The organism is Bradyrhizobium sp. (assembly GCF_016219575.1).
Taxonomy (GTDB): domain Bacteria; phylum Pseudomonadota; class Alphaproteobacteria; order Rhizobiales; family Xanthobacteraceae; genus Bradyrhizobium.
This window is the reverse complement of record NZ_JACRMG010000001.1, coordinates 191,873-212,757: the sequence shown is the minus strand read 5'-3', so window position 1 is coordinate 212,757 and position 20,885 is coordinate 191,873. Positions and strand designations below refer to the sequence as shown.

Sequence of the window (20,885 nt, the reverse complement as noted above, 5' to 3'; positions counted from 1 at the left end):
GGGGCTGCATCCGCCCGGCGCAATGGCTTCAGCGCCAGGTCGAGATTGGAGTCTTGCCGTGGACCACTTCGGCAATCCGCCGCTGCGTGCCCTCGGTGGTGTCAGCCGGCAGCGCATCGACCGCGAAGAAGCCGCAGGCCGAGATTTCACGGTTGGGCTCGGGCATCCGGTCCTGGCGGAATTCCCTGATGACGTAGATGGCGACATGGTCGCGGCGCGAGACGTGGCTGTTGAAGAACAGCCCGTGCAGGACAGGCTCGGCCAGAACCTCGATCCTGCCCTCCTCCATCAATTCGCGCCTGAGCGCATCCAGGAGGGTCTCGCCCGCTTCGACGCCGCCGCCCGGCAACTGCCAGCCGGAGACATAGGTGTGATGGATCAGGAATACCCTGCCCTCGGCGTCGAGCACGACGCCGCGCACCCCCAGCGTCATGCCGCGGGCCAGTCGCCAGTAGAGATGGAATATCCGGCGCAGCAGCGGCTCAAGCCGCCTGCGCAAGGCCGCCAGGTTCATGTCGGGCGCATTCTCCGGTTACCTTGCGATTGATCCTTGCGCGAAGCGGGCCTCCTTGCCAATAGAGGGGGAGAGCAATCCGGCCGGACTTTCAGCCAATGGCGTTCACACTGGCGCATTTGTCGGATCCGCATCTGCCGCCATTGCCGGCGGCGCGGCTGCGCGATCTCGCGAGCAAGCGCGCGCTGGGCTATCTGAACTGGACGCGCAACCGCCACAAATACCATCGCCGCGAGGTGCTGGACACGCTCGTCGCCGACATCCGCGCGCAAGCCCCGGACCACATCGCCGTCACCGGCGATCTCGTCAACCTGGCGTTGGAAGCGGAATTCGCGCCGTCCAGGGCCTGGCTGGAAAGCGTCGGCGAAGCCGAGCGCGTCACCGTCATCCCCGGCAACCACGATGCCTATGTGCGCGCCATGAGGCATCGCGCGGCGGAAGCGTGGGACGATTATCTGCGCGGCGATGTCGATGGCGGCAATGGCGCCTTCCCCTTCGTGCGCCGGCGCGGGCCGGTGGCACTGATCGGCGTATCGTCGGCGGTGCCGACGCCGCCCTTGATGGCGACGGGCAGCATCGGACAGGCGCAGATGCAGGCGCTCGACAATATCCTGGCGCAGCTCGCCTCCGAGCAGGCCTTTCGCGTGCTGCTGGTGCATCATCCCCTGCACTCGACGTCGCGGGTGAAGCGGCTCACCGACAGCCGGCAATTGCGCGCGCTGATCGGGCAGCATGGCGTCGAACTGGTGCTGCATGGGCACGACCACATCCACTCGACGATGTGGCTGGAGGGCCCGCGCGGCGAGATACCGGCGATCGGCGTGCCGTCGGCGTCGGCGGTTGCGCATCGGCACTATCCGGGAGCCGCCTTCAACATGTTCCGAATCGAGCGCACCGACGGCGCATGGCGCGTCGAGCAGACCGTGCGCGGAATCGACCGGGATATGCGGGTGAAGCAGATACGCCAGGTCCGGCTGATTTAGAAGTTGCGCAGGCTCGCATACAACGCGACGCCGAACAGCGCGGCGGCGCCGAGCAGGAAGCCGAGCAGGAACATGCCCCAGCCGCGGCGCGGCTTGGCCTTCGCTTCCGGTTCGGGCTCGGGCGTGGCGACGAGGGCGTGCTCGCGCTCGATCATGCGGCGGGCCACATAGTCCGTCACCGCATCGACAATGGCGTGCACGTCGTGCGATTCGGCGAGCACCATGCGGCCGTAGCGGGTGTCCTGCACGAACCGGTAGATGCGCTTGTCGCGGCCCATCAGCACATGGGCAACGACATCGATCCACAGCCGCGGCGTTTCACCCTGGCTGATGCCGCGGTCGAACAGGTCGACCTTGTCGGGCACCAGCGCGAACAGGGGATCGAGCGCATCGTTGAGGATTTCCAGCCGCGCGACCTCGGCATCGCGGAGATCGACGACCACGCCGGTGCGGTCGGCCGCCTCGATGCGCGCCCTGCGCAGCGCATCGCGCAGCCGCATCGGGCTTTCGCTGGGGCTGGCGGCGTTTTGCGCATCGGACATGAGCGGGCCTTGTAACTCGGGGACTTCGTGACGTTAACCTAGCAGTAACCAATGGTTCCGCAAAGGGCGTTTTCTTTCAAGGGGTTAGAGGAAGCTTCACAGCGCCATGGGCCCCAACATGCACTCGGCCCCGCCTGGCTTGCGCCGGACGGGGCCGATTTGCCCTTGGACGTTATTGGCTTGCGAGCGCAGAGCCGATCAGGCTTTCGCCGAGCGATCGGGCTCCTCGACGATGGTGTAGCGGACGCCTGCCTTGTGGCGGTTCTCTTCCGAGACTTCCTTCCAGCAGTCTTCCGCTTCCTTGCGGCTCTTGAACGGACCTTTGACCTGGGCCGAGCCTTCCACGAGCTTGTGGAAGTTCATCGAGCCGAACTCGCCGCCAATAACCCAGAAAAGGCTGCCCTTGGTCATTCCGTCGTCTCCTGTTGTCCGAGTAGCTGGTCAGCTTGTAACCGACCAGCCCCGGACTTATCAATTCCGCCGTTAGCCGAACTGGTTCATCGTGTTGTGGGCACCGCCCGCCTTCAGAGCGGCTTCGCCGGCGAAATATTCCTTGTGATCGTCGCCGATGTCGGATCCGGCCATGTTCTGGTGCTTGGCGCAGGCGATGCCCTGACGGATCTCCTGACGCTGAACATTCTTCACATAGCCCAGCATGCCCTGCTCGCCGAAATAATCCTTCGCGAGGTTATCAGTCGACAGGGCTGCCGTGTGATAGGTCGGCAACGTGATCAGATGGTGGAAGATGCCGGCACGCTTCGATGAATCGGCCTGGAAGGTGCGGATTCGCTCGTCGGCTTCGATCGCCAGCGGCGTATCGTCGTATTCCGGCTTCATCAGCTCGGCGCGGTTGTACTTGCTGACATCCTTGCCGGCTTCCTTCATCGCGTCGTACACCTGCCAACGGAAGTTGAGCGTCCAGTTGAACGACGGCGAGTTGTTGTAGGCCAGCTTGGCGTTCGGAATGACCTTGCGAATGCGGTCGACCATCTTGGCGATCTGCTCGATATGCGGCTTCTCGGTCTCGATCCACAGGAGATCGGCGCCGTTCTGCAGCGAGGTGATGCTGTCGAGCACGCAGCGGTCTTCGCCCGTCCCGGCACGGAACTGATAGAGGTTGCTGGGCAGCCGCTTCGGACGCATCATCTTGCCGTTGCGGTTGATGATGACATCGCCGTTCCTGGCGTTGGCGACCGTCACTTCCTCGCAATCCAGGAAGCTGTTGTACTGGTCGCCAAGGTCGCCGGGCTTGTGGCTGACCGCGATCTGCTGCGTCAGGCCGGCACCCAGCGAGTCCGTGCGGGTGACGATGATACCGTCTTCGACGCCGAGCTCAAGGAAGGCATGGCGGCAGGCCCGGATCTTCGCCAGGAAGACCTCATGCGGCACGGTCACCTTGCCGTCCTGGTGGCCGCACTGCTTCTCGTCGGAGACCTGGTTCTCGATCTGCAGGGCGCAGGCGCCCGCCTCGATCATCTTCTTGGCGAGCAGATAGGTCGCCTCGGCATTGCCGAAGCCGGCGTCGATGTCGGCGATCACGGGCACGACATGGGTCTGGAAGTTGTCGACCTTCTCGATCAGTTCCTTTTCCTTCGCCTTGTCGCCTGCCTTGCGGGCGGCGTCGAGCGCGCGGAAGATATCGTTGAGCTCGCGGGAATCCGCCTGACGCAGGAAGGTGTAGAGCTCTTCGATCAGCGCCGGCACCGAGGTCTTCTCGTGCATCGACTGATCGGGCAGCGGTCCGAACTCGGAGCGCAGTGCGGCGATCATCCAGCCGGAGAGATAGAGATAGCGGCGATCGGTCTTGCCGCCGAAGTGCTTCTTGACCGAAATCAGCTTCTGCTGCGCGATGAAGCCGTGCCAGCAACCCAGCGACTGGGTGTACTTGGTGGGATCGGCGTCATAGGCAGCCATATCGGCGCGCATCAGCGCCGCGGTGTAGCGGGCGATGTCCAGGCCGGTCTTGAAACGGTTCTGCAGGCGCATGCGCGCCACGGCTTCGGCGCTGACGCCGTTCCAGGTCGGCTGGGTCTTGAGCAGCGCTTCAGCAGCCTTGACCTCGCTCAGATAGGTCGCCGGTCCCTGGATGATCCCACGTGGCTGGTAGTTCATGTGCGTGATTCCTTCTCTTCGCCCTGTCTTGCGACATTCTTGACAGTGCATTGCGAAATACGTGGCGAGAGCTAAACGCCAGATTCCTTAGGCCGTATAGAGGGCTTGTATTTTATTGGTGATGTTGTGTAACATCTGAACTTGTAATAGATGTTATTTTGTAAAGTTAGTCACAAAATTGGGTCAGAATGGCTGACGTGGTTCCGCGCGGTTTGGACGGAGCTTTTGCGATTTCCGCCCTATCCGCGTCGTCATCCGGGCTTGTCCCGGGCATCCACGCCTTCCCTGGCTCGCGGCAGCAAAGACGTGGATGGCCGGGACAAGCCCGGCCATGACGGAAACCTGGGAGGCCCGCCATGGCATCCGACTCCGGAAAGAAACTGTTCGTCGGGCCGAGATTCCGGCGCATCCGGCAGCAATTGGGGCTGTCGCAGACCCAGATGGCCGAGGGGCTGGAGATTTCGCCGAGCTACATCAACCTGATCGAGCGCAACCAGCGCCCGGTGACGGCGCAGCTCCTGCTGCGGCTGGCGGAGACCTACGACCTTGACCTCCGCGACCTCGCCACCGCCGACGAGGACCGCTTTTTCGCCGAACTGAACGAGATCTTCTCCGACCCGCTGTTCCGGCAGATCGACGTGCCCAAGCAGGAGCTGCGCGACCTCGCCGAACTCTGCCCGGGCGTCACGCACTCGCTGCAACGGCTCTATGCCGCCTATACCGAGGCCAGGCGCGGCGAGACGCTGGTGGCGGCGCAAATGGCCGACCGCGAGGGCACCCAGTTCGAGGCCAACCCGATCGAGCGGGTACGCGAGCTGATCGAGGCCAACCGCAACTATTTTCCGGAGCTGGAGACGGCGGCGGAGAATTTGCGCGACGAGCTGAACGTCGCCCCCGACGCCCTGTTCGCGGCGCTGTCCGAGCGGCTGCGCGAAAAGCATTCGGTCGTGACCCGCATCATGCCGGTCGACGTGATGCGCGAGACCTTGCGCCGCTTCGACCGGCATCGCCGGCAGCTGCTGATCTCGGAACTGGTGGACGGCGCCGGGCGCACCTTCCAGCTCGCCTTCCAGATTGCGCTGGCCGAATGCGGCCCCGCGATCGAGGGGATCGTCAGCAAGGTCGGCCCGCTCGACGACACCGCGCGGCGGCTCTACCGCATCACGCTCGCCAATTACTACGCTGCGGCTGCGATGATGCCCTATGCGGCGTTCCATGCGGCGGCGGAGGCGCTGAGCTACGACGTGCACGTGCTGGCGCAGCGCTTCAACGCCGGCTTCGAGCAGGTCTGCCACCGCCTCACCACCTTGCAGCGGCCGAACGCCCGCGGCGTGCCGTTCTTCCTGCTGCGGGTCGACAATGCCGGCAACGTGTCGAAGCGATTTTCCTCGGGCACCTTCCCGTTCTCGAAATTCGGCGGCACCTGCCCGCTGTGGAACGTGCATTCGACCTTCGATACGCCGGATCGGCTCTTGAAGCAGGTGATCGAGCTGCCGGACGGCACGCGCTATTTCTCGATCGCCCAGATGGTGCGCCGGCCCGTCGCTCCCCATCCGCAGCCGCAACCGCGCTTTGCCATCGGGCTCGGCTGCGAGATCCGCCATGCGGCCAAGCTGGTCTATGCCACCGGCATGGACCTGGAGAAGGCGGAAGGCACGCCGATCGGCGTCAACTGCCGGCTCTGCGAGCGCGAGAACTGCAGCCAGCGCGCCGAGCCGCCGATCACGCGCAGCCTGATCCTGGACGAGAACACGCGGCGGGTGAGTTCGTTTGCGTTTTCCAATGCAAGGGAGCTGTAGGGCTTCCGTCAACGGCCGAAATTCTCCAGCGCCCGTATCATCGCCGTGCTGAAGGCGCCGTCGATCGGCCCTTGATAGATGCGCTTCTCCGCCAGCTTCTGCTGCAACAGCCGGCGCGTTTCGAGGCTGACCTGCTTGCCGCGCTGGTCGATGAGAATGTGCCGGCAGGCGAGCTGCTTCTGGCGGAAGCATTCGAGAAAGAGATCGGCTGCCTCGTTGGGATCGCGCGCCGTGCCGCGTCCGGCATCGACCAACAGCGCGAGGAGCTGCATGCCATTGGCATTGCCCGCGCGGCGGAAGAGCGCCGCGGCCTGCGCATCGTCGCGGGGAACGCCGCGCGCGCCCGCCAGCATGATGCCGTAATTGGTCATCGCATCGGGATGGCCGAGCTCCGCACCGCGACGGTACAGCGACGCGGCACGCACATCGTCGCGCGGGACGCCGTTTCCGGTGGCGTAGAGATTGCCGAGATTGTTGGCGGCATCCGCGGTGTAGGGACCTTGCGGAAAATCGTCGAGGAAGCGCTGCCATTCCCACGCGCTGTTCGAACCTGCAGCCGCCGCCCAGCGGCTCGCCTGCACATCCAGTCCCGCCGCCGGGGTCCGCGTCTCCGGCGCGACGGCTGCGGCCGGTGGGGCGGCAGGCGCCGGGGCAATCGCGGCCGGCGGCGCAGGCTCGACCGTGAGGGTGCCCTCGAATTTGAAATAGAAGCGCCCGGTGAGCGAGGAAGTGTCCCACGGCACCTGCTTGCCGTTGGTGGTACGGATCACCTCGTTGCGCACCTCGATCATCAGGTCGGACAACGACAGCCCGGCCTGGTCGATGAACTTCAGCAGCGCCGTGGTGAAGGGACTGTTGCGGCCCTCGCCGTCCTGCGCAACGCTGTCGGGCGCGGTCGCATAGGCAATGTAGGTGCCCGAGATCGAGCGCATCGGGCTCAGCCCGCGACCGAGCGCGCCGATCGCGCGCGTTCCCATCGAGCGTGACAGCCCCTGCGAGAACGGATTGTCGCGGCAGGCATCGAGGATCGCGATGTTGACGCGGCTGCCGCGCGACAATTGCTGCATGACGATCGACATCGGCACCAGCGAGATGTCGAGTTCGGCCTCCGACTGGACCGATGCATCGACCGGCACCAGATAGTTCTGTCCGTTCACCTGCAGGCCGTGACCGGCATAGAACACCACGGCGACGTCGGCATTCTCGGCGGCCCGCCCAAAGGCGGTCACGGCCGAGATCATGGCGGCGCGGTCGAGGTCGGCGCCGCCGAACAGCTGGTAGCCGAGGCCGCCGAGCTTGCCGCGGACATCGCCGGCATCGTTCTTCGGATTGGCCAGGCGCGGCACATGGGCGTATTCGCTGTTGCCGATGACGAGGGCAACGCGTTTTTCGGCGCGTGCGGGCGATGCCGTCGACGCCAGCATCAGCACGGCAAGGGCAAGGAGAGAGACAGCAAGGCGACGCATGATATCCACCGATCGGAACAAGCCGCAGCCTAGCAGCCATGCCCCGTCCCGCGTTTGAGCCGCGTCAAGGTCGGCATGCCCGCGCGACGGACCGGGTCTTATTCCCGGCACAATCCGCATGCTTCCCCGTACCATCTTCGTCCGCGTTTCAAGGAAACTTGCTGCCGGCAGCAACAGCCAGGTGGCCTGGCACGCCCTCAGAACCCGACGCGCACGCCGCCCTTGCCGGCGACGCTGTAGGCGGCATCGTTGGTCGCCATGGCTTCGCCGCTAAGGAAGAAGCTGACATTGCTCTTGGGCCGCCAGTCGAGGCCGGCATTGATGACGCCGCCATAGGCCTCGCGGCGGCCCGGGGTGGTGAAGGCGAGGTTTTGCGCCAGCAGCACGGCGTTTACATTGTTGTCGCCGAGGCGCTGCAGGCCGACCGCGGAGAAATCGACGCTGCCGCGCACGGTGCCGGCGCCGAGCGCGGTGATCGTGGCGAACTCGATGCCTAGCCGTTCCTCGATGTCGCTGAAATGGCGGCTGCCGATCACGAGCCCCTGCGCCGAGCCGGTCTCGGTGTAACCATCGAGCGTGCCGCCGACATAGCGTACGCGCGCCTTCGGCGTCACCGTGCCGAGCGCGTTGTACATGCGATAGCCGAAGGTGACGTCCGGGCTCACGAACCAGCCGTTGTAGCTGGCGGTCGCGACCTCCAGGCCGTTGGCGACGAGGTTGTTGGCGACCTGGCGCGTGCTCTTCGAATTGAGCCCGCCGGCAAACAAAGCAAAGTCGACATAATAGTCGCGGCGGTCCCAGCGGCCGTAGCCGCCGCCAAAGCCGTATTCGCTGTCGACACTCTGCACGTCGAAAGCGGCGCGCAGCTTCGAGGCACCGCCGCCGGCGAACAGGCCGAACCGCAGCTCCGGCGTAAACTGCCGGTCGACGCCGATCGTGCCGCCGTAAGCAGTGTCGCGCGCCGCCTGCACGGGCTCATAGCCACTCTGCCGGCGCTCGCCGCCGAAGCCGGAGGTCCACACCGTGATGTCGTAGACCGGCACGGCGGCCACCGGCGCCTTGGTGTACGCCGCGTTGGCGTTGCGCAGGCGGCTATCGTCGCTCGCATAGGACATCGACAGCGACGAAAGGCCTGCGAAGGCATCGTGCGCGGCATCGAGGCGGGCAGCGGTATCGGGCGCCAGAGAAGGCGCAAAGGCAAGCGGCGTTGCGCGGCCCGCGCCGCCGGGAATGACCATTCCGCCAAAGCGGTCCTGCAGCATCGAGGAGACGCCGGCGGTGAAGTTCATCACCGAGCGGTCTTCGAGCGCCAGCACCGTGGGATCGAGCACCGCGACCGTATTGCCCGACACCACGAACGGCGCGCCGTGGGTATTGATGTTGACGCCGCTGAGCGAAGCGAGCGTGTAGAGATAGTTGCCGCCGATGAATTCGAGCGTCTTGTTGTTGGGGCCGGTTATCGAGATCGATCCTGATATCCGCGAACCCGCGATGTTCGTCAGCGTGGCACCGGCCGAGGCCGAATTGACGTTTACGCTGCCGCCGATGAAGCCCGCATTCGTGATGGTGGCAGTGCCGTTGGCGCTGTTCACCTGGACGTTCGCACCGGGACCGATCGAACCTGAATTCGTCAGGTTCACATTGCCCGCCGCACTGTTCACCAGGACGGTCGAGCTGCCGATCGAGCCCGAATTGGTGAAGCTCACATTCCCGGTGGCACTGTTGGCCTGGACGATGTTGGTGTTGCCGATCGAGCCCGAATTCGTGAAGCTGACGCTGCCAGTGGCGCTGTTGGCAAGGACGGACGTGTTGTTGCCGATCGAGCCCGAATTGGTGAAGCTCACATTGCCGGTGGCACTGTTGGCCGTGATGTTCGAGTTGCTTCCGATGGAGCCTGAATTGGTCAGGTTCGCATTGCCGGTGGCACTGCTCGCCAGGACGGTCGAGCCGCCGCCGATCGAACCCGAATTGATCAGGCTCGCAGTGCCGTTGACGCTGTTGGCCGTGACGTTGGAGCCGCCGCCGATCGAACCGGAGTTGGTCAGGCTCGCGCTGCCAGTGCCGCCGATGGAGTTCGCGGCGACGGTCGAGTTGCCGCCGATCGAGCCCGAATTGACCAGGCTCGCATTGCCGGTGACGCTGTTGGCCTGGACGCTCGATCCGTTGCCGCCGATCGAGCCCGAATTCGTCAGGCTTGCATTGCCTTGCGTCGCACTCGCCAGGATATTCGAGGTGCTGCCGATCGAGCCAGAATTCGTGATCTCTGCGGTGCCCGCTATTGCGATGGCCTGGATGATCGCGCTGCCGCCGATCGAGCCGGAATTGGTCAGGCTCGCATTGCCCGTCGGACTTGCGATGGCCTGCACGATGGATTGGGTGCCGATGCTGCCGGAATTGGTCAGGCTGGCGTTGCCGTTGGTTGTGATGGCGGAGACGATCGACTGGTTGCCGATGCTGCCCGAATTCGTGACGATGGCGTTGCCGGGACCGGTGATGGCGCCCACGATCGAGTTGTTGCCGATCGAGCCGGAATTGGTCGTCGTCGCGGTGCCGTTGGCGGTGCTGGCCTGCAGGATGGTGTTGTTGGCGAGCGCGCCGGCGTTGGTGCAGGTAACGTCGGTCCCGACCGTGACGCACTGCGCCAGCGCGGGGGAAACAAGGACGGTGCCGAAAACAGAACCGAGCAAGGTGGCCGTAAGAACCTTAAGAGTATGCGGCGGCACCGGAATTCTCCAACAACCGGGTTGGCAATATGTGGCCAGAAATATCATGCAGGCTCCGGCAGCGCTGTGACCGGCAGGGCACAGCTGCAACTTTCTGCACGGAACCGGGCACAACTGCCGGTAGGCGAAACACACGCGGTTGTTGGTGGGCTGCCGTCCGGGCCGGCAGCGAATCGCCGACTCAATCCCGGCACAATCGCCCGCGTGCGCCGTGTTATCTTGGCCGGCGAATCAGGGAAAATCGCATGGCCGACAGCGACAGCCGGATTGCCTGGCACCGGGCGCAATTGAAGAAGAACCGCGAGGCGCTGAAGGCGCTGGAAGTCTCGCGCTTCCGCGGCCAGCACGACAAGGTCGGCGACACCGAGAAGGCGATGGCCGAGCTCGAGCGCAAGGTCGCGGAGTCCGAGAAGTGCATCGCCGCCTACGAGCGGCAGAAGCGCCGACCGCTGGCGACGGATTTTTCCAGCCTCAAGAACGTGAGCTGGAAGAACTGGAGTGCGCATAAGTAAGGGGCGCGTTGCTGCCAGGACTCCCTCGCCCCGCTCTTGCGGGGAGAGGGATGGGGTGAGGGGCTTTCTCGACATCGGGACTCGCGGAGGGTCCCCCTCACCCGCCGCGCTGGCGCGCGTCGGCCTCTCCCCGCATCCGCCTTCGCCCGAAGGCGGGCTTCGGCGGACAAGAGAGCGGGGCGAGGCGAACCGGGGGCGCCGAAGCAGTTTGCATAACCTAAACACACGTCATTATCCCCGCGGCGCGTTTTGCCCGGGTTGTTGCGGTCTCGTCGGCCCTCTCCGGAAGAAAGGGCGCAGGGAAGGCCGGGCGCCGACTGCGCCCGCAGCACCGTGTGCGAAGAGTGCTACAGAAAGTGCACACGGCTTTGACAGGTACAGCCGGGACATCCCGGCCTTCCCCGCGCAATGGCTTTACGGCTTATGTCGTGCTCTCCCCGGGGAACGGCCTGTCTTGCCCCCGTTGCCAGGCCCGCACAGGCGGGCCGGATAGACGCCAGGGTCGCGGCGCCAGGACCACACGATTTTGCCGTACGCTGCGAACGTTTTCGTCCGGCATGTTGTTTGGGCGTGATCCTTGCCGGAAAACCGGATTCCACTTTTCCGGGATCACGCCGCCACGCCTGACGCCGCAGCGTCCATCGCATCCCACCGCACGGTCCGTGACGATCGCGAGCCGCCCCTTTGCCGGGTGGGACAAGCGGGTTATGGCACGGAATCTCTATTCTGAAAAGCGGAATATTTTTCGCCGCGGGGCTTGACCGGCCGATGGTGTATTCGGCCTTTCAGAAACACTAGCCCTCGTTTCGTGCGGCCCCGCCGTCAGCGGGCGAGCGGCAGATGCGGGGCCATGGTTGCGGAGTTGTCCGCCTGGAAGCCGTTGACCAGCAGGAAGGAGCCGGCCAGGACGACGGCCACCAGGCAATAGATCAGCCAGGAAGACCGTCCGGACTTGCGTTCGCTCATGTCGTTGGATCCTGTCCCGGCCAACCGGCCGCTCAGCTCTTGGTGGCTGTCTTGGAGAGTTCGGCTTCGACGCCGGCGGCGCAGGCCCTCGCCAAGGAATAGTCCATGCTGTTGGCGGCAACCGTCTTCACGTACTCGCCGATGACGTTGTCCCGCGAATAGGAACTCGCCGCCTTGAACCTGGTGACGGCGCCGTCGGCCGCCGTGAACTGCGCAACGCACATCGGCACCAGCACCGACATCCGGCCGCTGCTCTCCGCCATGGCGGTCATGCTTCTGGCGGTGCCGCCGGTGACCCAGCCGCCCCAGAAAAATCCGATCGTCATCGCCGCAACGGCGCCGACGGCGATGCCTTGAAATAATCGTGTGCGAGACTCACCCTGCAGGATTGCGGGCATATTCATGATGGCCTCCTTGTTGGCGCACGGATGCGCGATCGCAGCCGCGAGATGCCGCAGGCATCCGCGCTTGGTGACGTATCGGGCTTGTCAGATTGCGCCTTCCGATGGCACGCCAGCTGCCGCTACGATGGCAAGCAGCGACTTCGGACGTCGCCGCTTCATGGACAGCTTTTGGGTGAGCAACTGTCACCCTGTCGCGCGACGGTAGACTGTTGTCCTGGTGGTGTACAGCACGTTCTCGTCTTCGGGCGGAAACGGGCTGGGCGAACGATCGCGGCATAGACCGCAGCCCTAGCGTCATCCCCGCTGCTCACAGCCACATCTCGTGCGTTGCGCCCGCGAGCGGCTGCGGCTGTAATCGCACCCTGGAACACGACCATGGGCACCAAATCGCGCGAGAGAATCTGGGGCGGGGCGCTGATCGGCGCCGACATCCGCGCCCGTGCCGCGCGCGAGCAGGCCATGGCCGCAATCCGCGCCGCCGATCGCGCCGAGGCGGAAGCCTGGTCGATCCGGATGGAAGGTTTTGGCGGGCCGGCACAGCCCTCGCCGACGCTTGGCCAGTGCCTCAACGGCGGCCTCGGCTTTCTGGAAGTCGAGTGCAACCGCTGCAACACCCGCGCCAGCCTGCCGCTTTCCGCCATCCGCCGCCCGCGCGACACGCCGCTGTGGAAGCTGGAAGCCTCGCTGAAATGCCGCGCCTGCCGCAACGGCCGCCACGCGCCGCCGGTGCACATGATCAAGCTGAGAACCGCGAGATCACGCCGTACAAGTGGGTGCATCCGACGGAGGATAGGTGAGGCCCAATCCCTGCATCGAACGATTGCGCTCGTCGCACCCGCTTTAGTTGCAATCGTATCGTATCCGACCTATGATATTTGTAGGACGTTGGTCCGCGGGGGCCTGATGCGAACGAAAGCAAGGCAGAGAACTTTTCGCGAGAGGCGAGACCGTTTGTCGTTTTCAAATTCTAATATTTGGAAGAGCTATAAATCAGGGAAAGATGGCCTCAGTCAGCATCGCAACGCAGCGGAATTGCTCGCCTCAACGCTTTGGCATTTGGAACTCGCGCACCTACTCGGTCGCGAAGTGTGGCCCGATGGTTCTCAGTTCCCTAACGAAACGATGGATGAATATCGGCGTAAGCATTGCGAAGAACAGAGCAAAGACCTGCCTTGGTATCTGTGGTCAAGACAGCAACGCGAACCGACCGTCAAGATCGATCAGGTCTCCTCACGCCTAAGCATTGACTACCAGTTCGACAGCCCCATCGATCACTCGTTTGCATACCTCCTTCAGTCGACTTTGATTGCGGATGCCGCGCTCAGACTTGCTGCGGCCAGAGAGGTACTGAGGGCACTCCGAAACCGTCCCGGCTCACCACCTATTAATCCCACATCACCAAACGAACTCGATGTACTCTATGCGGATAGGGAACTTGATAATCTGGCAGAGCAGCAACCCAATGATGGCCTAGCTTTTCTGGTAAGGGTCATCATCGCATTTCGCGATCGATACATGCATGCTGAAATTGCAGACAAAGAAGGCACCCGATTCCAAAAATATCGAGAGACGATGCATTTGACACTGAGCCTGCACGATGTGTACGAGGCCTGCCTGGTCGTATGGGACGTCTTATTCGAGGCATGTTCTGAATACATCAAGACATCTGCGGCACAGGTTGGGCAGGGCGATGCGATACCCGCCGACGAGCGGACAATCGAGATCTCGAAGAGCGCCCAGTTTGCGATTCCTGCCTTCGAGTACGACGATCCGCTCGTTCGCGGAACGCTGGCCGATCAGCGCTTTGGGAATGTCGGAGCCGCATTGCACCTTTTGAAACTGGTCTGCGATCGCGGCCTGTCCGCACGCCAGCCAGATCGCAGCCAGCGGCCACGCCATCTTCTTCATGTTTGCTCCAGCCCGACTCAGCCGGCCGGCTTTGGCGCGATCTCCCGCGGCAGGATGATGGCGGCGGCGATCACGAACAGGCAAAGCGCGGCAAAGGCCTGCAGCATAGTGGCGAAGCCACCGCGTTCATAGAGCCAGGCGACGAGGCCGACCGAGGCGCCGGCCGCCGTGAAGCCGACGAAATAGCGCACCGCATAGGCGCGCGAGCGCCACTCCTCCGGGGTGTACTTGCCGACCAGGGCATCATTCACCGTGACCTGGCCGAACGCGCCCATGATGATGCCGATGGTGGCAACGATCAGCGGCAGGTTCGAAAGCGTCGCGGCGAGATACATCAAGGGCGCCAGCAGGAAGGACAGCGGCAGCATCACCGTCTTCAGCGAATGGCGGTCGAGCAGCTTGCCGACGGTGTACTGCGTCATCGCGCCGAACACATAGACGCCGGCCGCGATCACGCCGAGCAGCGCCGGGCTCCTGGTCAGATCGGCGAGCCGCTCGGCAAACAGTTTCGGCAGCGCCACCGTCACCGCATTGAAGGTGGTGGAGATCGCGACCACCACGATCATCAGCGCCAGGATCAGCCGCCACACGTCTTCCCTGGCGATGCGCGCTTGCGCCGCGGCCTGCTTTGTCCCTTTGCGATCCTCATGCACCACCATCATCGCGAAGGCGATGCCGAGCAGCACGGTGACCGCGCCGGGAATGAAGAAGGCATAGCGCCAGCCGAGATATTGCCCGATCACGCCGGTGACCAGCGCCGAGGAGGCCACGCCGAGATTGCCCCAGACGCCGTTGATCCCCATCTCGCGGCCGAGCTTGTCGGCATAGGACACGATCATGGCGGTGCCGACGGGATGATAGATCGAGGCGAAGATGCCGATGGCGAGCAGCGCCGCGCCGAGCTGCAGCGGCGTTTGCACGAAGCCGACCGAGATCATCGCAAGGCCAATGCCGACGAAGAAGATCACCATCATGTGCCGCCGGCTCCAGCGGTCGCCGAGCCAGCCGGTGACGAGCGAGCCCGCGCCGAACGCCACGAATCCGGGCGTCGCATAGGGCAGAAGCTCCGAATAGGCCATGCCGAGCGCCGGCCCCATGATGATCACGGCAGCCGCGAAGATCAGCATCGAATAATGGTCGATGAAATGGGCGGCGTTGACGAAGCTGATGACCCGGCTGGGGCTGTTCATTTCCGGTTCCCTGGCGATTTCCTTGGCGATTCCCGCATTTCGCAAGAATAGGTTATAGGTTCTTGCGCTGACGGGATGCAGCCAATGAATATCTTGGAAAAGCCAATCGCTGCCATCGAGGGGAGCCATCGCACCACCGGCGACGGGGTGCACATGGTGGCGCGCCATGCGCGCAAGGGCACCCGTCTCGATTCCCACATGCACCGCGAGTCGCAGCTGGTCTATGCCGCCGCCGGCACGATGCAGGTGACCACCCCCAAGGGCCGCTGGCTGGTGCCGCCGGACCGCGCGGTATGGGTCCCTGCCCGGCTCGTCCATGCCATCGACGTGCTCGCCGACATCGAGATGCGCACGCTGTATTTCGACCTCGCCTGGCTCAAGCGCGAAGGCCACGGCAGGAGGCTCGCCAAGGAATTCGTGGTGCGGGTGTCGCCGCTGCTGCACCAGACCATCCTGGCGCTGTTCGACGACCGCAACGAGCCCGAGCGCACGGCACTCCTCGTCCGGCTCGCGATGCTGGAGCTCGAGCGCGCCGAGGATTCGGCGACCTTCATCCCGGTGCCGCAGGAGCCGCGCTGCCGCCGCGCCGCCGATATCGTGCTGGGCGATCCGACCGCCGATCACGAAATCGAGACGCTGGCGCGCGCCGTCGGCACCTCGGCGCGGACGCTGTCGCGGCTGTTCGCCGCCGAGACGCAGCTTTCCTTCAAGAGCTGGTGCCAGCGCGCCCGCATTGCCGCCGCGATCCAGCGGCTATCGGTCGACGCCGGCCTGTCGGTGAAGCAGCTTGCCTCCGATCTGGGCTATGCCAGCGTGCCGGCCTTTTCCCATGCCTTCCGCCAGGTCACCGGCAAGACGCCGACGGAATTTGCGGGGAAGGAGTGAGCTTATACCTTCGCGGGGCATGACATATTTCCGTACCGGAAATACGCTTGATTCCGGTCTGCACCGTCATAGATCCTGACTACGATTCGGCATCGCTGGAGGCCCATGGCCAACGCCTTTTTCTCAGACCTTCTGTCGACGATTTCCGAACGCAGCCGCACGCTGCTGCGGCGGGGCGAGCCCGCCGACGGCAAGCACGAGGCGGCCGAGCTCTTGCAACTCTGCGAGGCGCTGCTGTCGGGCCGCGGCGAGGCATCCGGCACCGCGATGGCTCGCGAAGTGCTGGACGGCTATCACGATCTCGACGCCGAAGGCCGGCTCGCCTTCTTCGAGGAGCTGGCGCGTCATTTCGGCCCGGATCGCGAACGGCTCAAGCAGGCGATCGAGGCCTGGCACGATGAGCCGTCGGACGCGGACGACAGCGACCTGCATTTCGCCTCCGAGCCGCGACGGCAGGAATTGTTTCGCCGGCTCAACCGCGCGCCGGGCGGCACCGGCGAACTGGTGCAGATGCGCGCCGACCTGCTCGACCTCCTGAAAGGCCGCGGCGAGCTCGTCGCGCTCGACCGCGACGTCGTGCATCTGCTCTCTTCTTGGTTCAACAGGGGATTCCTAGTGCTGCGCAGGATTGACTGGTCGACGCCAGCGAACATTCTGGAACAGATCATCCGCTACGAAGCGGTGCACGAGATCCGCGACTGGAACGACCTGCGCCGCCGCATCGATCCCGCCGACCGCCGCTGCTACGCCTTCTTCCACCCGGCGATGCCCGATGCGCCCTTGATCTTCGTCGAGGTGGCGCTGACGGAGACCACCCCCGGCGCGATCGCGCCGCTGCTCGCCGAAGGACGCCAGCCGGTGGCGATCGAGCGCGCCCGCACCGCCGTGTTCTACTCGATCTCCAACACCCAGCGCGGCCTCGGCGGCATTTCCTTCGGCAGCTTCCTGATCAAGCAGGTAGTGGAGGAATTGCAGCGCGAGCTGCCCAAGCTCGACACCTTCGTGACACTGTCGCCGGTGCCCGGCTTCATGCAGTGGGTGAATGAGGGCAAGGACGTTCCGCTCGCCGACGACGAGCGGAAGTTCCTGGAAAATCTCGACAAGCCCGACTGGTTCGAGAATGCGGAGCTCACCGCGCAGCTCCGCGCCGTGCTGGAGCCGCTCGCCGCACATTATTTCCTGAAGGCGCGCACGCCGAAGGGCCGGCTCATCGACTCCGTGGCGCGCTTCCATCTCGGCAACGGCGCCCGGCTGGAGCGCATCAACTGGCTCGGCGATCTCTCGCCAAAAGGCCTGCGCGAGTCCGCCGGCATCATGGTCAACTACCTCTACCGCCTCGACGATATCGAGAAGAACCACGAAGCCTATGCCAACGACGGCGAGGTCGTCGCATCGAGTGCGGTGAAGAAGCTGCTGAAGGGCGAGCGAAGGCTGCTCGATATGCGGCTGGGCTCGTAGCGAACGATAACGCCGAGAGACTTTCGCCGCCAGCCCTTCATCTCCTAACAGCTGCCGGGCTCAGATCTTGTATTCGTAGAGCAAGCGGGCGCGAATGGTGCCCTCCAGAGACCGGATGTCTGCCAGCACGCGCTGGCCGTCGGCTGCGGAGGCATCGGCATCGAGGACCACATAGCCGACGTCGTTGTGGGTCTCGTAATATTGCGCGGCAATGTTGACGGAGTGGCGCGCGAGCACTTCGTTCAAACGTCCCAGCATGCCCGGCAGGTTGCGCTGTACCTGAATGAACCGCGTGCCCGATGGCCGCGGCGGCAGCTGGACCTGGGGGAAATTGACAGCACCCATCGTCGAGCCGGAATCGCTGTAGTCGACCAGCTTGCGCGCTACTTCGGCGCCGATGCGCTCTTGCGCCTCTTCGGTCGAGCCCCCGATGTGCGGCGTCAGGATGACGTTTTCCAGACCCTGCAGCGGCGACACGAAGCGATCCGCATTCGAACGCGGCTCGACCGGAAAAACGTCAACCGCGGCGCCACGAAGCCTGCCTTCGCGCAGCGCGTCGGCGAGCGCCTCGAGGTCGACCACCGTACCGCGACTGTTGTTGATGAAATAGGCGCCGGGCTTGATCGCGCCAATCTCCTCGCGTCCGATCATCCCATGCGTGGCCGATGTTTCCGGCACATGCAACGTCACGACGTCGCTTTGCGCCAGAAGCTCATGCAAGGTCGCGGTCGGCTCGGTGTTGCCATGGCGAAGCTTGTCGGTATGGTCGTAGAAAATGACCCGCATTCCCAGCGCTTCGGCAAGATTCGAAAGCTGCGAGCCGATATTGCCGTAGCCAATGATGCCGAGCGTCTTGCCCCTCACCTCATAGCTGTCGTTTGCCGATTTATCCCATTGCCCCCGATGGGCCGCGTTGGAACGCGCAACGATCCGGCGCAACAGCATGACGATCTCGCCGATCACCAGTTCCGCCACGCTTCGCGTATTGGAAAACGGGGCGTTGAACACGGGAATCCCGTTCCGCCGCGCGGCGTCGACATCGACCTGATTGGTGCCGACGCTGAAGCATCCGATCGCAATCAGCCGGTCCGCGGCCTCGAGTACATCCGGGGTGATCTGCGTGCGGGAACGGATGCCCACGAGATGCACGCCCTTGATGGCTTCCTTGAGCGCATCGCCCTCCAGCGCCCTGGACAGGCGCGTGATGCTGGAATATCCGGCAGCCTCGATAAGCTGCACGGCGCTGTCGTTGACACCTTCGAGGAGCAGGACCCTGATCTTGTCCTTTGCGAGCGAGAGTTGGGGAAGGGAAAGTTTGCTGGGCACGATCGCGGCGTCCTTCAGAGATAGATGATCGGTGAACCGATGGCCTGGGAACCACACTCAGGCCGCCAGCGCCTTCATTTCCATGTAGAGATCGGATTTTCCCTCGAACCCGATGCCCGGCAGATCCGGCATGACGATGTGGCCGTTCTCCACTCGCACGCCATCGGGAAAACCGCCATAGGGCTGAAACAGATCCGGATAGCTCTCATTGCCGCCGAGCCCAAGCCCCGCCGCGATGTTCAGCGACATCTGGTGCCCGCCATGCGGGATGCAGCGGCTCACCGACCAGCCGTGCGTATGCAGCACTGCCAGCGTGCGCTGATATTCGCACAGCCCGTACGATAGCGCGCAGTCGAATTGCAGCCAGTCGCGGTCCGGTCGCATGCCGCCATGGCGGATCAGGTTCCGCGCATCCTGATGGCGGAACAAATTCTCGCCCGTCGCCATCGGCGCCGGATAGAATTCGGCGAGTGCCGCCTGCAGCGCATAGTCGAGAGGATCGCCGGCCTCCTCGTACCAGAACAGCGGATACTCCCGCAGCATCTTGGCGTAGGCGATCGCGGTCTCCAGATCAAAGCGGCCATTGGCGTCGACCGCGAGCTGCGCGTCGTTACCGATCTCCTGCAGCACCGCCTCGATGCGCTCGCGGTCCTCCGCGATCGGCGCACCGCCGATCTTCATCTTCACGACGTTGTAGCCGCGGTCGAGATAGCCGCGCATCTCGCCACGCAGCATCGAGAGGTCCTTGCCGGGATAGTAGTAGCCGCCGGCGGCATAGACGAACACGCGCGGATTGGCCTCGCGCTTGTGCCGTTCGGCCAGCAGGCGGAACAGTGGCTTGCCCGCGATCTTCGCCACCGCATCCCACACCGCCATGTCGATGGTGCCGACCGCGACCGAGCGCTCGCCATGGCCGCCGGGCTTCTCGTTCGCCATCATCGCGGACCAGACCTTGTCCGGATCGAGATTGTCGCCGGTGGCATCGAGCAGCGACTTCGGATCGGCCTCGAGCAACCGCGGCGCGAAGCGCTCGCGGATCAGACCGCCCTGCCCGTAACGGCCGTTGGAATTGAAGCCATAGCCGACCACCCGCCTGCCGTCGCGCACCACGTCGGTGACGACGGCAACGAGGCTCGTCGTCATCTTGGTGAAGTCGATATAGGCGTTGCGGATCGGCGAAGAGATCGGCTTTGTCACTTCGCAGACGTCAGTGATGCGGACGGACATGGGGTCCCCTTCGGGCGAACATCTATCCATTCGTCATGCCCGGGCTTGACCCGGGCATCCACGTCTTCCCTTCCATCGGAGGCAAAGACGTGGATGGCCGGGACGAGCCCGGCCATGACGAGGTGCGTGGTTCACGCTTTGTCGCGGAAATACGGCTCGACCGGTCCGTGGACCTTGATGGTCAGCGGGTTGCCGTGGCGGTCCTTGGCGTTGCCGGCGGTGACGCGGACCCAGCCCTCGCTGACGCAATATTCCTCGACATTGGTCTTCTCGACGCCCTTGAAGCGGATACCGACCTCGCGCGACAGCACGTCGGCATTGTAGTAGGGGCTGCGCGGATCGACCGAGAGGCGGTCGGGCAACTGGTCGCTGGCTGGCTTGTCGTTCTCGCTCACAATAGTGCCTCTATCTCTTTCGTCAGGTTTTCCGGCCGCACCGTCGGCGCGTACCGCCCCACCACCTTGCCCGAACGGTCGACCAGGAATTTGGTGAAATTCCATTTGATCGAGGAGCCGAGCAGGCCCGATTTCTCCCGCTTCAGATAGTCGAACAACGGATGCGCATGGCTGCCATTGACGTCGATCTTGGCGAACATCGGAAAGGTGACGGCATAGTTGCTTTTGCAGAACTCCTCAATCCGGCCGGCGTCGCCGGGTTCCTGCGCACCGAACTGGTTGCAGGGGAAACCCAGCACCGCAAAGCCGCGCGGCGACAGCTTCTGGTGCAGCTCCTGCAGCCCCCTGTATTGCGGCGTGAAACCGCAGGCGCTCGCCGTATTGACGATCAGCAGCACCTGCCCCTCGAATCGCTTCAGCGGCACCTCTTCGCCTGCCAGCGAGTTCGCCGTGAAATCGTGGATCGCAGCCATCG

Annotated in this window: 19 protein-coding genes and 1 pseudogene; 7 read left to right on the top strand and 13 right to left on the bottom strand. The window is 64.2% G+C overall.

The genetic code is table 11. From position 1 onward, the window contains the following. Nucleotides 1-28: 28 nt before the first annotated feature. Nucleotides 29-514 carry an NUDIX domain-containing protein gene (locus tag HZB49_RS00985; protein ID WP_291608574.1) on the bottom strand — a complete coding sequence of 162 codons (486 nt, stop codon included), beginning with the start codon at nucleotides 512-514 and terminating at the stop codon, nucleotides 29-31. A 98-nt stretch (nucleotides 515-612) separates the two neighbouring features. Between HZB49_RS00985 and HZB49_RS00980 the strand changes: the two genes are divergently transcribed. Then, the gene (locus tag HZB49_RS00980; RefSeq protein WP_291608573.1) at nucleotides 613-1,497 is read left to right on the top strand and encodes a metallophosphoesterase; all 885 of its coding nucleotides are present in this window, start codon (nucleotides 613-615) and stop codon (nucleotides 1,495-1,497) included. Here HZB49_RS00980 and HZB49_RS00975 read toward each other — a convergent pair. From HZB49_RS00975 to HZB49_RS00965, 3 genes are all read right to left on the bottom strand, one after another. Further along, nucleotides 1,494-2,039 (bottom strand): hypothetical protein, encoded by a 546-nt coding sequence (locus HZB49_RS00975; RefSeq protein WP_291608572.1) that lies wholly within the window; start codon nucleotides 2,037-2,039, stop codon nucleotides 1,494-1,496. The two genes, HZB49_RS00980 and HZB49_RS00975, sit on opposite strands and share 4 nt — an antisense overlap. A 198-nt stretch (nucleotides 2,040-2,237) precedes the next feature. Further along, nucleotides 2,238-2,450, bottom strand: coding sequence for a hypothetical protein (locus HZB49_RS00970; RefSeq protein WP_291608571.1), 213 nt, complete (start codon nucleotides 2,448-2,450; stop codon nucleotides 2,238-2,240). A gap of 72 nt (nucleotides 2,451-2,522) precedes the next feature. Beyond that, on the bottom strand, nucleotides 2,523-4,151 hold the full coding sequence (locus tag HZB49_RS00965) for an isocitrate lyase (protein ID WP_291608569.1): 1,629 nt from the start codon (nucleotides 4,149-4,151) through the stop codon (nucleotides 2,523-2,525). A gap of 356 nt (nucleotides 4,152-4,507) precedes the next feature. Between HZB49_RS00965 and HZB49_RS00960 the strand changes: the two genes are divergently transcribed. Continuing rightward, complete coding sequence (locus HZB49_RS00960) at nucleotides 4,508-5,950, top strand: XRE family transcriptional regulator (protein WP_291608567.1); 1,443 nt, start codon at nucleotides 4,508-4,510, stop codon at nucleotides 5,948-5,950. An 8-nt stretch (nucleotides 5,951-5,958) separates the two neighbouring features. On the opposite strand, the gene HZB49_RS00955 is transcribed toward HZB49_RS00960, so the two are convergent. Beyond that, a complete protein-coding gene (locus tag HZB49_RS00955) occupies nucleotides 5,959-7,416 on the bottom strand; it encodes a caspase family protein (RefSeq protein WP_291608565.1) in 1,458 nt (485 codons plus the stop codon). 197 nt (nucleotides 7,417-7,613) lie between these two features. After that, complete coding sequence (locus tag HZB49_RS00950) at nucleotides 7,614-10,139, bottom strand: autotransporter domain-containing protein (protein ID WP_291608563.1); 2,526 nt, start codon at nucleotides 10,137-10,139, stop codon at nucleotides 7,614-7,616. Between the two features lie 245 nt (nucleotides 10,140-10,384). Here HZB49_RS00950 and HZB49_RS00945 point away from each other — a divergent pair, with 245 nt between their 5' ends. Further along, the gene (locus tag HZB49_RS00945) at nucleotides 10,385-10,651 is read left to right on the top strand and encodes a hypothetical protein (RefSeq protein WP_291608561.1); all 267 of its coding nucleotides are present in this window, start codon (nucleotides 10,385-10,387) and stop codon (nucleotides 10,649-10,651) included. Between the two features lie 822 nt (nucleotides 10,652-11,473). On the opposite strand, the gene HZB49_RS00940 is transcribed toward HZB49_RS00945, so the two are convergent. Together HZB49_RS00940 and HZB49_RS00935 are read right to left on the bottom strand one after the other, a co-directional pair. Continuing rightward, entirely contained in the window at nucleotides 11,474-11,617 is a 144-nt protein-coding gene (locus tag HZB49_RS00940; RefSeq protein ID WP_291608560.1) for a hypothetical protein, read from the bottom strand. Nucleotides 11,618-11,649: 32 nt separating this feature from the next. Beyond that, nucleotides 11,650-12,021 (bottom strand): hypothetical protein, encoded by a 372-nt coding sequence (locus HZB49_RS00935; protein WP_291608558.1) that lies wholly within the window; start codon nucleotides 12,019-12,021, stop codon nucleotides 11,650-11,652. A 375-nt stretch (nucleotides 12,022-12,396) separates the two neighbouring features. Here HZB49_RS00935 and HZB49_RS00930 point away from each other — a divergent pair. Both HZB49_RS00930 and HZB49_RS00925 read left to right on the top strand, forming a co-directional pair. Continuing rightward, nucleotides 12,397-12,818: pseudogene (locus HZB49_RS00930) on the top strand (hypothetical protein). 154 nt (nucleotides 12,819-12,972) lie between these two features. Next, nucleotides 12,973-14,061, top strand: coding sequence for a hypothetical protein (locus HZB49_RS00925; RefSeq protein WP_291608556.1), 1,089 nt, complete (start codon nucleotides 12,973-12,975; stop codon nucleotides 14,059-14,061). Here the strand turns inward: HZB49_RS00925 and HZB49_RS00920 are convergent. Then, a complete protein-coding gene (locus HZB49_RS00920; RefSeq protein ID WP_291608554.1) occupies nucleotides 13,947-15,119 on the bottom strand; it encodes an MFS transporter in 1,173 nt (390 codons plus the stop codon). The two genes, HZB49_RS00925 and HZB49_RS00920, sit on opposite strands and share 115 nt — an antisense overlap. A gap of 84 nt (nucleotides 15,120-15,203) precedes the next feature. On the opposite strand from HZB49_RS00920, the gene HZB49_RS00915 reads away from it, so the two are divergent. Then, nucleotides 15,204-16,004: a helix-turn-helix transcriptional regulator gene (locus HZB49_RS00915; protein ID WP_291608552.1), complete on the top strand. Its 801-nt coding sequence runs from the start codon at nucleotides 15,204-15,206 to the stop codon at nucleotides 16,002-16,004. A 105-nt stretch (nucleotides 16,005-16,109) separates the two neighbouring features. Further along, nucleotides 16,110-17,462 (top strand): malonyl-CoA decarboxylase, encoded by a 1,353-nt coding sequence (locus HZB49_RS00910; protein WP_291608550.1) that lies wholly within the window; start codon nucleotides 16,110-16,112, stop codon nucleotides 17,460-17,462. Nucleotides 17,463-17,522: 60 nt separating this feature from the next. Here HZB49_RS00910 and serA read toward each other — a convergent pair whose 3' ends face one another. From serA to HZB49_RS00890, 4 genes are all read right to left on the bottom strand, one after another. Next, a complete protein-coding gene (gene serA, locus HZB49_RS00905) occupies nucleotides 17,523-18,791 on the bottom strand; it encodes a phosphoglycerate dehydrogenase (protein ID WP_291608642.1) in 1,269 nt (422 codons plus the stop codon). A gap of 54 nt (nucleotides 18,792-18,845) precedes the next feature. Continuing rightward, the gene (locus tag HZB49_RS00900; protein WP_291608548.1) at nucleotides 18,846-20,015 is read right to left on the bottom strand and encodes a mandelate racemase/muconate lactonizing enzyme family protein; all 1,170 of its coding nucleotides are present in this window, start codon (nucleotides 20,013-20,015) and stop codon (nucleotides 18,846-18,848) included. Between the two features lie 131 nt (nucleotides 20,016-20,146). Continuing rightward, complete coding sequence (locus tag HZB49_RS00895) at nucleotides 20,147-20,410, bottom strand: DUF3297 family protein (RefSeq protein ID WP_291608547.1); 264 nt, start codon at nucleotides 20,408-20,410, stop codon at nucleotides 20,147-20,149. After that, nucleotides 20,407-20,883, bottom strand: coding sequence for a glutathione peroxidase (locus HZB49_RS00890; protein ID WP_291608546.1), 477 nt, complete (start codon nucleotides 20,881-20,883; stop codon nucleotides 20,407-20,409). Before HZB49_RS00890 ends, HZB49_RS00895 begins: the two co-directional genes overlap by 4 nt. Between the last annotated feature and the right edge of the window lie 2 nt (nucleotides 20,884-20,885).

What these genes read in the sequence shown, in the direction of transcription:
- HZB49_RS00900 (WP_291608548.1), bottom strand. Translation starts at nt 20,015, where the DNA reads ATGTCCGTCCGCATCACTGACGTCTGCGAAGTGACAAAGCCGATCTCT.
- HZB49_RS00975 (WP_291608572.1), bottom strand. Translation starts at nt 2,039, where the DNA reads ATGTCCGATGCGCAAAACGCCGCCAGCCCCAGCGAAAGCCCGATGCGG.
- HZB49_RS00985 (WP_291608574.1), bottom strand. Translation starts at nt 514, where the DNA reads ATGAACCTGGCGGCCTTGCGCAGGCGGCTTGAGCCGCTGCTGCGCCGG.
- HZB49_RS00910 (WP_291608550.1), top strand. Translation starts at nt 16,110, where the DNA reads ATGGCCAACGCCTTTTTCTCAGACCTTCTGTCGACGATTTCCGAACGC.
- HZB49_RS00970 (WP_291608571.1), bottom strand. Translation starts at nt 2,450, where the DNA reads ATGACCAAGGGCAGCCTTTTCTGGGTTATTGGCGGCGAGTTCGGCTCG.
- HZB49_RS00890 (WP_291608546.1), bottom strand. Translation starts at nt 20,883, where the DNA reads ATGGCTGCGATCCACGATTTCACGGCGAACTCGCTGGCAGGCGAAGAG.
- HZB49_RS00945 (WP_291608561.1), top strand. Translation starts at nt 10,385, where the DNA reads ATGGCCGACAGCGACAGCCGGATTGCCTGGCACCGGGCGCAATTGAAG.
- HZB49_RS00980 (WP_291608573.1), top strand. Translation starts at nt 613, where the DNA reads ATGGCGTTCACACTGGCGCATTTGTCGGATCCGCATCTGCCGCCATTG.
- HZB49_RS00920 (WP_291608554.1), bottom strand. Translation starts at nt 15,119, where the DNA reads ATGAACAGCCCCAGCCGGGTCATCAGCTTCGTCAACGCCGCCCATTTC.
- HZB49_RS00915 (WP_291608552.1), top strand. Translation starts at nt 15,204, where the DNA reads ATGAATATCTTGGAAAAGCCAATCGCTGCCATCGAGGGGAGCCATCGC.
- HZB49_RS00955 (WP_291608565.1), bottom strand. Translation starts at nt 7,416, where the DNA reads ATGCGTCGCCTTGCTGTCTCTCTCCTTGCCCTTGCCGTGCTGATGCTG.
- HZB49_RS00940 (WP_291608560.1), bottom strand. Translation starts at nt 11,617, where the DNA reads ATGAGCGAACGCAAGTCCGGACGGTCTTCCTGGCTGATCTATTGCCTG.
- HZB49_RS00965 (WP_291608569.1), bottom strand. Translation starts at nt 4,151, where the DNA reads ATGAACTACCAGCCACGTGGGATCATCCAGGGACCGGCGACCTATCTG.
- HZB49_RS00935 (WP_291608558.1), bottom strand. Translation starts at nt 12,021, where the DNA reads ATGAATATGCCCGCAATCCTGCAGGGTGAGTCTCGCACACGATTATTT.
- HZB49_RS00960 (WP_291608567.1), top strand. Translation starts at nt 4,508, where the DNA reads ATGGCATCCGACTCCGGAAAGAAACTGTTCGTCGGGCCGAGATTCCGG.